General features: G+C 28.9%; 11 protein-coding genes and 2 pseudogenes. All 13 read right to left on the reverse strand.

Going from position 1 to position 13,821, the window contains the following annotated elements:
* Positions 1-1,408: pseudogene (locus tag L8Y18_RS08035) on the reverse strand (hypothetical protein); the annotation flags it as partial.
* Positions 1,409-1,987 (reverse strand): adenylyl-sulfate kinase, encoded by a 579-nt coding sequence (gene cysC / locus L8Y18_RS08040; RefSeq protein WP_173787140.1) that lies wholly within the window; start codon positions 1,985-1,987, stop codon positions 1,409-1,411.
* An 8-nt stretch (positions 1,988-1,995) separates the two neighbouring features.
* Positions 1,996-3,711, reverse strand: a complete 1,716-nt coding sequence (locus L8Y18_RS08045) for an SLC13 family permease (protein WP_263669406.1) — start codon at positions 3,709-3,711, stop codon at positions 1,996-1,998.
* A complete protein-coding gene (cysN, locus tag L8Y18_RS08050) occupies positions 3,708-5,132 on the reverse strand; it encodes a sulfate adenylyltransferase subunit CysN (protein WP_263676628.1) in 1,425 nt (474 codons plus the stop codon). The genes L8Y18_RS08045 and cysN overlap by 4 nt, the downstream gene beginning before the upstream one ends.
* Positions 5,132-6,025, reverse strand: coding sequence for a sulfate adenylyltransferase subunit CysD (cysD, locus tag L8Y18_RS08055; protein WP_144653614.1), 894 nt, complete (start codon positions 6,023-6,025; stop codon positions 5,132-5,134). Before cysD ends, cysN begins: the two co-directional genes overlap by 1 nt.
* On the reverse strand, positions 6,022-6,687 hold the full coding sequence (locus tag L8Y18_RS08060) for a nucleotidyltransferase family protein (protein ID WP_263676629.1): 666 nt from the start codon (positions 6,685-6,687) through the stop codon (positions 6,022-6,024). Before L8Y18_RS08060 ends, cysD begins: the two co-directional genes overlap by 4 nt.
* Positions 6,675-7,280: a D-sedoheptulose 7-phosphate isomerase gene (locus L8Y18_RS08065; protein WP_263676630.1), complete on the reverse strand. Its 606-nt coding sequence runs from the start codon at positions 7,278-7,280 to the stop codon at positions 6,675-6,677. The genes L8Y18_RS08060 and L8Y18_RS08065 overlap by 13 nt, the downstream gene beginning before the upstream one ends.
* Positions 7,268-8,287 (reverse strand): dehydrogenase, encoded by a 1,020-nt coding sequence (locus L8Y18_RS08070; RefSeq protein ID WP_263673499.1) that lies wholly within the window; start codon positions 8,285-8,287, stop codon positions 7,268-7,270. Before L8Y18_RS08070 ends, L8Y18_RS08065 begins: the two co-directional genes overlap by 13 nt.
* A 2-nt stretch (positions 8,288-8,289) precedes the next feature.
* Positions 8,290-9,321 carry a GDP-mannose 4,6-dehydratase gene (locus L8Y18_RS08075; RefSeq protein ID WP_263673495.1) on the reverse strand — a complete coding sequence of 344 codons (1,032 nt, stop codon included), beginning with the start codon at positions 9,319-9,321 and terminating at the stop codon, positions 8,290-8,292.
* On the reverse strand, positions 9,318-10,367 hold the full coding sequence (locus L8Y18_RS08080) for a GDP-L-fucose synthase family protein (protein ID WP_263676631.1): 1,050 nt from the start codon (positions 10,365-10,367) through the stop codon (positions 9,318-9,320). The genes L8Y18_RS08075 and L8Y18_RS08080 overlap by 4 nt, the downstream gene beginning before the upstream one ends.
* A 3-nt stretch (positions 10,368-10,370) precedes the next feature.
* Positions 10,371-10,913: pseudogene (locus L8Y18_RS08085) on the reverse strand (dTDP-4-dehydrorhamnose 3,5-epimerase family protein).
* Complete coding sequence (locus L8Y18_RS08090; protein ID WP_173787133.1) at positions 10,913-12,595, reverse strand: hypothetical protein; 1,683 nt, start codon at positions 12,593-12,595, stop codon at positions 10,913-10,915. Before L8Y18_RS08090 ends, L8Y18_RS08085 begins: the two are co-directional and overlap by 1 nt.
* A partial coding sequence (locus L8Y18_RS08095) for a hypothetical protein (RefSeq protein ID WP_263676632.1) occupies positions 12,592-13,821 on the reverse strand: 1,230 nt, incomplete at its 5' end. The genes L8Y18_RS08090 and L8Y18_RS08095, both read right to left, overlap by 4 nt.

The following is a 13,821-nucleotide window of genomic DNA, read 5'->3' on the forward strand; positions in this document are numbered from 1 at the left end:
CTTTCCTAATTTCAAACAACATCTTAACATACCCACCCTTATACCAAGTTTTATTAGCTTGTATAAGAGCTTGTCCTAGTTTATAAGAAAGATGATTTTTAAGTTTTAAGGCTTCTTTATAATCAGGATAAGATTCTAAAGGAGGTAGTTTCAAAGAAGGATCTTTTTTTATTTTTTCTTGATAGATTTTTTGTTCTTGTTTGTGTGAAATTATTATACTTAATAATGCCATAGGCATTATTAAGTAACCTAATATAGATTTAGAATTTACTATCATAGCTTGACCTAGTTTATAGGAGAGTTGATTTTGAATTCTTGTTTTAGCTGTGCCGTACTTAGTTTGAAATGACAATTGATTATTTAATAACTGAATTTGAGTTAAATTATCTTGAATAGTTTGATTTTTACTTGAAACGATATCAGCTATAAATTCAGCTATTTTATCCCAATATTCTGGCTTCATTTCTTTGAGTTCGTAATTTTCTTTATAATTACTTAAATCTTTTTTAGGAAATAATCTTTCTTTGTGAGGAAAGAATTCTTTTCTTACCCATTCATTGGATTCTTCAAAATAATCTATATAAGATTGTATTATTTCTTTTGGAGGTTGGAATTTGAGATGGGGATATTGATTTCCATTTGTGCAATTTCTATCAAAATATTCAACTACATCAAAATATCTACTTTTATACATAAAAGGATTTAGCCTATTAATCCTACATAAAAGCTCAAATCCTATTAAATCCAAAGTTTCATTTTCTTTTATTGGAATTTGAAATTTATCATCCCATTGTAAACCTATATTATAAACAAAGTCTTTTAACAAATCTCCTTGGTAAAATTCATTTCTGTCAAATAGTCTTACGATTAAATTTTCTTTGTCAAAAACCCCTCCCCACCATTGTAGTATTTGTCGATAATTGCTCAAAATTTTTGATTTTTCATTTTGATAAGGATATAAAAAATGATAATCTAAATGAGTATTGTCTTTAATAGCTTGTGAACACATAGATGTAAATAATTCAGCAATATCTCTTAAATATATAATGATTTTTATATTATCAAAAATACACATTAGGAAATCATAAAAATATTTTATTTTTTGTTGAGAATTCAATAACCATTGTATATTTTCCATAGAAATAATAATCTTATTATAACTACACATCTTAATTTCATTACTTAAATACTTCAACTCTCTAGAAAGTATTTTCAAATCATCTATCTTATTTAACAAAGTATTAAATTTATGTGCAAAAGGATTATGATCATTTAATCTACCGGTATTTTTTATACTAATGGGATAATAATAGTTTTGCTTTTGTAGTAAACTACGATTTAAATATAAAAAATTCTGTATACTTGAAGTCCCTGTTTTCATAGTTCCTATATGCACATAAGCAGTCATTTACACTTTCCCATCTAAAAATCTTAAAATCATATCCACATTCTCATTAAGATCTTCTTTTGTTATGTGTATATGTGGGTTTTTAGGTTTTTCATAAGGACTGTCTATACCTGTGAAATTTTTAATCTCTCCGTTTCTTGCTTTTTTATAAAGTCCTTTTGGATCTCTTTTTTCACAAATTTCCAAAGGTGTATCAACAAATATTTCTATATATTCATTATCTAAAAGATCTTTTATAAGCTTTCTATCTTTTTCAAAAGGCGATATAAAAGCGCAAAGTACTATCATACCAGCATCTATAAAAAGCTTACATACTTCTCCTATGCGTCTTATGTTTTCTACTCTTGAAGCCTCATCAAAGCCCAAATCTTTATTAAGTCCATGACGCACATTATCTCCATCTAAAAGATAAGTATGAAAACCTTGCTCAAAAAGTTTTTTTTCAACCGCATTAGCCAAAGTAGATTTGCCACTACCACTAAGCCCACTAAACCATAAAACATATGGTTTTTGATTTTTAAGTTTAGCTCTTTGAGTTTTTGTAATGCTACTTGTATGCCAAGTTAAATTTTTGCTCATTTTTTTCCTTAAAAACTAAAAAATACCGGAATTATAGTTAAAACAATAGCTGAATAAGTCAAAGAAACTATCCATCCTATTTTTATAAAATCAGTAGTTTTATACCCACAAATTGAACCTACCATCAAGTGAGTTTGATAACCATGCGGCATTAAAAAAGCACAACTTGCCCCATAAGCAACCGCTAATATAAACGGAGTTGGATTAACTTCAAGCGCTAAAGCAGTACTATAAGCGACAGGAAAAGCCAAAGCTGCGGCAGCGTTATTAGTAATGATTTCAGTTAAAAGCAAAGTTAGAAGATAAATTCCCACAAAACTACCATATAATCCATACACTCCAAAAGTTCCTATAACAAATTCAGCCAAATCTTTAGCTAAACCACTATCAACTAAAACTTTAGTAATGGCTAAAGAAGATCCTACTATGATAAAAATTTCCAAAGGAAAGCGTCTTTTTACTTCATCAAAACTTATGATTTTGAATATAAACAAGCAAGCTAGAAACACTAGCAACGCTTTAAGCAAAGACACTAACTCCAAAGCAGATAAAGCAATGATGGCTAAAAACACAAAAATCACTATAAAACTTTGGATATTACTTAACTTTTGATTTTGCATAATATTTGAGATAATGTAAAAGTTTTTATTGATATTATCTCTTGAGTGAAAGTCCTTACCTACACTTAAAATAAGCCTATCTCCAACTTGTAATAAACTTTGGCCAATTTTTGAAATATTTTTTGAGCCTCTTTTTAAGGCTACAATCCCTGCATCAAATTTAGCTCTAAAATTTGCTTCTTTAACGCTTTTTCCTATCAAATTTGACTCAGAATTTATAACAACATCTATTAAATTTAATGTTTCTAATTTCAAATCTTGTGAGCCAATTTGCAAGCCATCAAATTTTTTCAAAGCCTCTAAATGTGCAATATCTCCACTAAAAACTAACTCATCTCCTTCTTTAATAAGCTCATTATGACTAACAGGAGTAATAAGCTCATCTTTTCTTTGAATTTCAAGTAAAAACAAAAACTCTAAATTTCTTAAGCCATTTTCTTGTATAGTTTTTCCCGCTAATGAGCTATTTTTTAAAACCTTAGCGTTGATTAAATACTCATTAATGATATTTTCTCTTTCTTTATACTCAGGTAGTAAAAAGCTAAAAATCAAAAGCACTATAAGCACACCAACACTTATACAAAAACCCACCGCAAAAAAATCAAAAATCTTTAAACCTTCCAAACCATTTTGCACTACAAAAGAATTGACTATCAAATTAGTTGAAGTGCCTATCAAAGTCATAGTTCCGCCAACTATGGAAAAATATGAAAGAGGGATGAGTAGTTTAGAAGGAGCTTGAAATTTGTTATTTTTTATAATACTCATAAAACTCGCCACTACTGCAGTATTATTTAAAAAAGCTGAAATACTAGCTGTAACAACTCCAAGTTTTAAAAGTGATAGATGATAATTTTTACCTATGATGAATTTAGAACACCAACTTATCACAACGCTTTTTTCTATAGCTAGTGAAACTAACAAAAGCAAAACAAGCACTATCAAAGATTCACTCGTGTAGGAGCTAAGCCAAGTATTTAAATTTAAATACCCCAAAAGATAATAAAGCACAGCTACACTACCAAATAAAATAAAAGGTTTAATTTTATTGCTAATTAACAAAATAAGCAAAATTAAAATACTTAATGCAACAATAATTTTCATATTTTTTTACATTCCCATTCAGGATAGTTTTTTCTAATGTAAGCATTAAGTTCTATTTCTGCTTGAGTATAAATTCTACTCTTTTCTTCGCTTGCTAAAATTTCTTCTACCATACCCGCTGCTAAGGTTTCATTTGAGTATTTATCTATGATGATAAAACTTCCTAAAATTTTATTGTCCTTGTAAGCTTTAAGGGCTGTTTTTTTATTAAGCTTTAAGGTGCATTTAGCAATATCATTGAGTTTTAATTCATCGCTTTGAAATTCTTTGAAAGTATTAATGTCTTTTTTAAAATCAATTTTTTCAAATACTACATTAGTAGTTAAATTTGCTATTTTGATAAGATAATTTTCATTTAAATTAAATTTAACCTCACTCATCCATATCACCATAGCTTTAAAAGAATTTGAAATTTCTATACTATGATTTTTAGAAGCTATTACATCGCCTCTTGAAATGTCTATCTCATCTTCTAAAGTTAAAGTTATAGCACTTGGAAAGCTAACATTTTTAGCACTTTGAACCTTTTCATTTTTATCAGGTATATTTAGGCTTTTAATACTAGGTGTGATGATTTGTTTTATTTTGCTTGTTTTTAAAGAAGGTAAAATCACAACTTCATCTTTGATATTTATACTACCACTAGCAATATTTCCACAAAAACCTCTAAAATTTAAATGAGGGCGATTGACATATTGTACACTCATGATAAACTCATCGCTTAAACTAGTAGCAATAGGCAAAGTATCTAAAAGCTCAGATAAGGTTTTTCCACTATACCAAGGCATATTAATGCTTTTAGAAGCTATGTTGTCTCCATCTAATGCACATATAGGAACAAAGTGGGTTTTAATACACTCATGATTTTTTAAGTATGGTAGAATTTCTTGATAATTTTTACAGATTGTATTAAAAATTTCTTGATTATAATCAATCAAATCCATTTTATTCACAGCAATAATAAATTGCCTTATACCAAGCAAACTCGCTATGTAAGAATGTCTTTTAGTTTGAGTTAAAACCCCTTTTCTTGCATCTATAAGTATGATAGCAATATCAGCCGTACTAGCACCTGTTGCCATATTTCTAGTGTATTGCTCATGGCCTGGGGTATCTGCTATGATGAATTTTCTTTTTTCACTTGTGAAAAATCTATATGCTACATCTATAGTTATACCTTGCTCTCTCTCGCTTGCAAGACCATCTACTAAAAGTGCAAAATCAAGCTTTTCTCCTGCATTGCCAAGCTTTTTGCTATCTTTTTCTAAAGATAAAATTTGATCTTCAAAAAGCATTTTTGCATCATAAAGCATTCTACCTATAAGGGTTGATTTGCCATCATCTACACTACCACAAGTGATAAATCTACAAAGTTCTTTATTTTCATGTTCTTTTAGGTATTTTTCTACATTTGTTTTCATTAAAAATACCCCTCTTTTTTCTTTTTTTCCATACTTGCTTCTTCATCAGTGTCTATAAGCCTACCTTGTCTTTCACTTGTTTTAGAAAGTAAAAGTTCTTCGATGATTTCTAAGACATTGCTAGCGCTTGAATTTATAGCTCCTGTTAGCGGGTAGCAACCTAGGGTTCTAAAACGGACTAATTCTTCTTTAGCGTTTTTAGCAAGTTCTTTTGGCATACGCTCATCGTCAACTAAAATTTTAGCCCCCATGTATTCTACTACCGGTCGCTTTTTAGCAAAATAAAGACTTGGCAAAGGAATATTTTCTTTGTAAATATACTGCCATATATCAAGCTCAGTCCAATTACTAAGCGGGAAAACTCTTATGGATTCACCTTTTTTATGACGACCGTTGTAAATATCCCATAATTCTGGGCGTTGATTTTTTGGATCCCATGAGTGATTTTCATCACGAAAAGAATAAATTCTTTCCTTTGCGCGCGATTTTTCTTCATCTCTTCTTGCACCACCAAATACCGCATCAAATTGATACAAATCAAGCATTTGTTTTAAACCTTGTGTTTTAGCAATATCTGTATGCATAGAAGAGCCATGTGTAAATGGAGAAAGATTTAATTCTTTGATTTTAGGATTTTGATAGACTATAAGCTCCATACCAAGCTCTTTGGCGCGTTTGTCTCTAAATTCTATCATCTCTTTAAATTTCCATGTGGTATCTACATGCACCAAAGGAAGTGGAGGTAAGCTTGGGTAAAATGCTTTTTGTAAAAGATGAAGCATAACCGAACTATCTTTACCTATACTATAAAGCATAGCTGGTTTTTCAAACTCAGCTATCACTTCACGGATAATATGAATAGACTCTGATTCTAAATATTCTAAATGGGTCATCTTTTAACACTAAATGAATAATAATCCTCAGGTATCCCAATATCAATAAAATAATCATCAAAAATTTGGGTTTGTATTTTTAATGTTTTATATTTTTTTTGCAAAAATTCTTCAAAAGAAAATTTTTTCTCCAAATCAAATTCATCAAAAATATCTTTTTTTAGCAAGTATATACCGCCATTGATTAAACCTTGCTTTTTAAATACTTTTTCTTCAAAAGAAATTACAATACCTTGATCATCAACATTTACAGTGCCATATCTATCAAAATTTTGCATTTGTTTTAGTGCGATGCAAATTTTACTATCATTTAAAACAAGTTTTTTTAGATCAATATCAAAAATAGTATCGCCATTTAAAACATAAGCTTGATTTTGTATAAATTTCAAAGCATCTTTTATAGCTCCACCCGTACCCAAAAGTTCTTTTTCAATGTTATAGCGTATTTTCATACCATCAAATTCATCTTTAAAACACTCTTGAATGAGTTCGTATTTATACGAAACACTTAAAATAACCTCAGTAATTCCTTGTTTTTTTAAATACTCTAAAACAAAGGCTAAAAATGGCTTTCCATTAATAGGTGCCATAGGCTTTGGAAGATCTTGCACTACGCTTTTTAACCTTGTGCCAAGACCTCCTGCTAAAACTATAGCTTGCAATCAAACCCCTTGCCAAAAAGCTCTTCTTCTACTATAGCACAGATGATATGTCCTATCAAAATATGTGCTTCTTGAATTCTTGGTGTACAAGATGATGGCACTTTGATACAATAATCACAAAACTCATTCATAGCACCGCCACTAGCCCCGGTTAAACCTATGCTTAAAATTCCTTTTTCTTTACAAATTTCTAAAGCTTTTAAGATATTTTTGCTATTTCCACTTGTAGAAATTCCTATAAATACATCCCCATTCACACCTTGGGCTTGCACCTGTCTTGCAAATAAATTTTCATAACCATAGTCATTGCCAATGGCTGTTAAAATACTCGTATCAGTACTTAAAGCAATACTTGCAATACCAGGTCTATCAAAGTAAAATCTACTCACAAACTCCCCAGCTATATGCTGTGCATCGGCTGCACTTCCTCCATTACCTGCTAGTAAAGTTTTATTGCCATTTTTATAAGCATTGATCACTTTTAAAGATACTTCTTTAATTAAACCAATCATATCATTATCATTTAAAATCTTAGTTTTAATATCAATTGAATCACTAAAATGAGATTTTATATATAAATTTAAATTTTCCACGATTTTGCTCCTTCTTTAGTGAAGTAGAACTCTTGCACATATCCTTGTTGTTCATTTAGAATTTTTTTAAGTTTATATTTTTTTATAGGATCAACCATAAAAAACATAAACCCTCCAGCACCAGCTCCACTTGTTTTACCACTATAGGCACCATTTTCCATGGCTAAATGATAAATTCTTTCAAGCTCATCATTACTTACTATATCGGAAATGATCTTTTTTGATTGCCATGACCTACCTAGGATTTGAGCTATTTTATCAAAGTCAGCTCTAAATAATGCTTCTTTCATATCTAGCGCATCTTGTTTTATCGCATGCATAGCATTAAGAGAATTTTCATCTCCTAGCTTTCCTTTCTTATGCTCTTCTATATCCTTAGCTTCTCTAGTGATATTTGTAAAATAAAGCAAAACTCTAGCCTCAAGCTCGCTTGCTATCCAATTTTTAATGCGTAAAGGGTTAACTATCACTCTTTTTTGATCATAAAATTCCATAAAGTTAAACCCACCAAAAGTTGCAGCGTATTGATCTTGTGCACCACCCACTATAGCCATATCCTCTCGTTCAATCTCATAAGCTAAACGCGCAATCTCATACTCACCTAAAGGTAAATTTAGCCACTCAGCAAATGCTTTAATAATACCCACCACCAAAGTAGAGCTACCACCAAGTCCACTACCACTTGGTACATCTGAATAAGTATGCAAAGAAAAACTCAAAGGTTTTTTAACATAGTCTTTTACTAAACGATTGTAAATTGCTTTATAAAGATCTAACTTACCATCATTTTCTAAAAAATCTTTGCTTTTATACTCTACTTTTACATTTGTATCTGATGAATCAAAAATGATTTTTCCATCATCTCTTTCTATTAAAGTACAATGTACATATAAAGATATAGTCGCATTTAAAACATAACCTGTATATTGATCACAGTATAAATTTATATCAGTACCCCCACCGGCTAAACCTAAACGCAATGGCGTTTGTGAACGAATTATCATAATTGTTACCTATTAAGTGGGATTCTACCCATGGAAATTTCTTTTCTCCAATGATTTAGTAAATCTTCAAACATCTGTCTAGCTGGAATTTCTGGTTTCCAGTTGATATAGCTTTTGATTTTAGTATTATCAAACATTTGATAATCTGCATCAATAGGACGCAACCTCTCTTCATCTTGTTCTACTTTGATATCCTTTCTTGTAGAAAAACTCAAAAGTATATCAATAACCTCAGGAAGTTTAAAAGCTTCTTCACCTGCTATATTAAAAGCCTCGCCACAAGGAACTTTTCCTTTTTCACTTTCCAATGAAAGCAAATAATAAGCCCTTATCGCATCTCTGGCATCTTGAAAAGTTCTTACACTTGATAAATTTCCTACTTTGATAATAGACTCTTGATAACCTGCTTCAATCAATGCGATTTGTTTTGCAACCGTACTTTCAAAAAATACATCAGAGCGTCTTGGCCCACTATGAGTTCCCATCCTAGTAACATAAGTTTTTATGCCATAAGCCTCACCATAAAATCTTCCCAAATAATCCGTACCGATTTTACTTATACTATAAGGACTTGCACCATGAAAAGTTGTATCTTCATTTAGCTTAACACCTGCTTTTGCTCTACCATAAACTTCACTAGAAGAGCACACATGCACCACAGGATCATAGCCATCTTTAGCTTTTAATAATCTAATATTTTCTAAAATATTTGCTGTGCCTATGATATTAGTTTGTAAGGTTTCTATAGGTATATCAAAAGAGGTTTTTGGGTAAGACTGTGCAGCCAAATGAAAGATCACATCCGGTCTTTTGCTCTCAAAAAGCTTTTGAATACTTGAATAATCATTCAAATCAGCATAAAAAATGCTAATTCTATCTTTTTTATTGATCCTATCACTTAGATGATGGATATTATCCATAGGTTCTTGCCAACGCATCATGCCTATAACATCATAATCTGTATTTTCCAGTAAGTAATCTGCCATTTGCGAGCCAACTTGACCCGTAAAACCTGTAATTAATGCTATTTTTTTCATATTAATCCTTTATTATTTTTATACCAATGAAATGTTGCTCTTAACCCATCTTCTAATTTTGTATAAGCTTGCCAATCCATTTGTTTAATTTTATCACAACAAGTTAATTTTTCATATGTACCATCGGGTTTGTTTAAATTATATCTAAAATCACCCTTATACTGGATAACTGTTTTTAATAAATGCGCTAGCTCTTTAATTGAATGATTTCTTTCAGGGCCAATATTAATATGTAGATTATATTTATCTATTATCTTTATATCCTCTATATTAATATTTTGCATTATATGAATACAAGCATTAGCCAAATCATCACTGTATAAAAATTCTCTCTTTGGGTTACCGCTTCCCCAAATTTCTATAGAATTTTCTTTCACACCTAAAATATCTAAATAGTTTTTGGCTTTATCAATATCATCAAATTCTAAATCTTTTAAAATTAAATCATATCTTTTTTCATTTAATAATTTGGCTAAATGTATTTTTCTCATTAAAGCCGCAACAACATTAGCACTTTCAATATCAAAATTATCATTTGATCCATATAAAGTTGTAGGACACACAGAAATAAAATTCGTATTGTATCTAGCAGAATAAGCCTCGCACATCTTCATACCAGCTATTTTAGCTATAGCATAAGGTTCATGTAGATATTGCAACTTTCCACTTAACAAATATTCTTCTTTTATGGGTAGCAAAGCATGCTCTGGATAGACACTCGTACTACTGATAAATAAAAGTTTTTTTACATTATTTATATATGATTGATGAATTACATTATTTTGAATTTGTAAATTATCATAAATAAATTCAGCCCTAAATTGTTTATGTGCTTCTATGCCACCAAGTCTAGCCGCGCATAAAAAAACAAAATTCGGCTTTTCTTTTTCAAAAAAAATCTTAACAGCATTTTGATCAGTTAGATCTAATTCAGAATGTGTTTTGTAAATTAAATTCTCATAGCCATTATCTTTTAATTTTCTCAAAATAGCAGAACCAACCAACCCTCTATGACCAGCTATATAAATTTTATCATTTTTTTTCATAAATCACTCCTTATTTTTAACTAAAATATCCCTTTCTAAAAGAATCGGAGAACTAGTCGGCCAATCAACTCCTATTCTCTCATCGTTCCAAGCATAAGTGAATTGTTCATTTGCATCCACATATTCTCCTTTATACGCACATTTATAATAATATACTGCACTTTCGCTACTTACATAATGTGCATTTCCAAATCCAGCTGGAACTAAGATAATTTTTTGGTTATCTTGATTTATTATAAATTTTTCATGTTTTAAATAAGTAGGTGAATCTTGCCTGCAATCAACCACAACTTGGTATATTTCTCCATAAACACAAGTAGCTAGTTTATATGTTTATGATCCCCATGTATACCTCTTATGACATTGTGTCTAGAGTGAATAAATTTATCATGTATAAATTGAAGATTATCTGGCAAAAACTTGTCTATTGCTTCACTTGTAAAAGCTGTCCATATCTCTCCTCGTAAATCTCTAAATTTATTAGGAGTTATTAATATATACTCCTTTTAAAATTTTTGATTCTTGTATATCAAATTCTATCGCCATTATTTTCCTTTTTTATATTGCTTTCTCAAATTATATATCTTAAGAGGTATTAACAATACTTCTCCTTTATACCAATTTTTAAAACCTTTTATAATAATTTTACCTAATCTATACGAAAAGTAATTTTTTATTCTCAAAGCAGCATTATAATCTTCACATTCTTTAAGTTTTATTTCTTGAATAATATTTTTGTTGTTTTGATATTCAACAATCACATCAACAAGTTTAATAGGTAATTTCAGAATTTGCAATGGGCTTTTCGATTGCAAAATACAATTTCCAATTTTAAAAGACAAGTGTTGTTTCACCAAATACACTCCAAACATCCTTAGTTTTATGATTTCTATAGCAATAACATTAATATTTAAATAATTTTTATTTTGGAAAAATTCTACATAATCACAAAACAAATCACGATACACATAACCACTCCAACTTACAGAAAGAAAGGTATCCATAAAATCTTTTTTTCTTTTTTTAAACACTATAGCCAAATACCTTTCAATCAGTTTAAGTTTATTATATCTAAACAAAAGACTCACAAGGTGAATCCTATACTTATCATTATCAGGATCTAAGATCAATGCTTTTTTCAAGTATCCTCTCAAAATATCATAACCATCATTGATATCTTTTCCCAACAAATACATATGAAAAAGAGAAAATGCTTTTTGCGAATTATGGGCATTATCAAAATATTTATGATATTGCCTGAAAATGTCATATTGCTGTTTTTTATTAAAAACATGGTAATTATTGGTCATATTTATTTTGAAACCAATAATTGAAGATAGTGTAACCAAAGCACTATGTGTTCCAAAAATTTTTTTTGAATTAGACATAAATATTAAATCAAAAAGAAGCAATTCAAGATTAGAAAGATTATCCTCTGATCTAAATTCTGAAATATGAAAAATATTATCACTTTTTAACTGCCTCTTGAGAATTTGTGTAGAGGTTATATCATCACCAACTATAATTACCTTATCATTCTTTTGTTCTTTTATAATACCCATAGCTAATTCCAAAGCAGTTGCATGATATATGCCTTCTAAATTAAATTTTCTAGCATTTGAGTAAGTATAGATAACGTCTCCACTACGCACATGAACTACAGTAAATTCACCTAAATTCTTACTTTTTTTATCCGCATCTTGCATACATTGCTTTAAATTATCCTTAAAATCAATATATCTCCATAATTCTCTTAATTTATTTTTATATTGTAAATCTATATCAATTCCATTAAGCTGACTTGATAAATTATGTTGATGGACATATATATTTTTCTTATCAACAATTTCTTCTGAAAAACATTTATATGTTTTATTAAATCCAAATCGTAGGAGATCTAGAGTATCTTCGGGATAATCATAATTTTTCAAATAAGGAATATTAGTCGTATAATTATTAGTATTATTTAAATAATGCCTTTTGATAAATGTATCACTAAAAATCAGCTCTACCGGTCCAACGCTTTGCCCTATAATATTAGAATTTTCAAAATTTCTTTGATCATTATTAATATAGTATTTATCAAATAATACCAAATTACTATTCCAAAAAAACTTCATCGAATTTATTGTTTGAAATTTATCAGCCAAATAAAAAGCATTTAACATAGAAAGCAGTCTTGTTGCAACCCCATCATCTCTTACAGATATAAACAGCTTTTCTTTCATTTGTTTTCCTTTTTTATCATTTTAATCTCAAACCACATCTTAACATACCCACCCTTATACCAAGTTTTATTAGCTTGTATAAGAGCTTGTCCTAGTTTATAAGAAAGATGATTTTTAAGTTTTAAGGCTTCTTTATAATCAGGATAAGATTCTAAAGGGGGTAGTTTCAAAGAAGGATCTTTTTTTATTTTTTCTTGATAGATTTTTTGTTCTTGTTTGTGTTTATCTTTTATATAAGATAATACAAAAGGCATTCTTATATAACCTAGTATAGATTTTGAATTTATTATCATAGCTTGACCTAATTTATAAGAAAGTTGATTTTGAATTCTTGTTTTGGCTGCACCATGTTTAGAATAAAAATTTAATAAATAATTTTTTGATTTTATGTCGCTATTTTGATTCTCAATAATATTTTTTTTTTCAACAAGCTCCTGTTTTAAACTCAATATTTTAGATATTTTAGAATTTAATATTTGATTTTTATTATCTAAATTTGTATTTAAATTTTTAATTTGTTTATTATAATATTGTAATTTTTCATTACTTTTTACAACATCGTAATTTAATTTATTTACTTTAATATAATTTTGAGATATAAAACAAAACAAAGTATATTTATCTGCATTTTTAAATGTTTCTACTAAATTTCTACTATTGTATATAAGCATATTATTATACATACACAGTGGATCTTTATTGCAAAACATAAACTGTTGTGATCTATCTATATAATACTCAAAGAAGCATTCAATCATCAGCTGTTTCAAGTTATTTTTTTTTAAATTAAGAATCTCTTCAATAATCTGTCTAGATACAATAAGCCAACTGCATCGTTCATAATATTTTCTAGCTTCTATAGGTGTATTAAACATTTTTTCCAAATATGTAATATATGGATACAATGTCACTGAATTACATATACTACCTTGTCTAATACGATAATGATATTGCTTTGTATTCATTAGATAAAAAAAATTGGCGTAAATTAACAAGCTTATACCAAACAAATGATCTTCCCATAAAAATTCATTTATAAATTTTATTTTTTTTTGAAATATAAAGTTAAAATTTATCATGCCTGACCATGCAAAATGAAACATCTTATAATTACATTCATTTAATAATTTTACAATTTCCTTACTCTTTAATACAACATCCTTTTTTAAACTAAAAATTTCAACAATACTTTTATTATTTTGACTGTCACCTTCAAAATAATGATC

The sequence above is a fragment of the Campylobacter sp. CNRCH_2007_0968H genome (genome assembly GCF_025773245.1).
Taxonomy (GTDB): domain Bacteria; phylum Campylobacterota; class Campylobacteria; order Campylobacterales; family Campylobacteraceae; genus Campylobacter_D; species Campylobacter_D lari_D.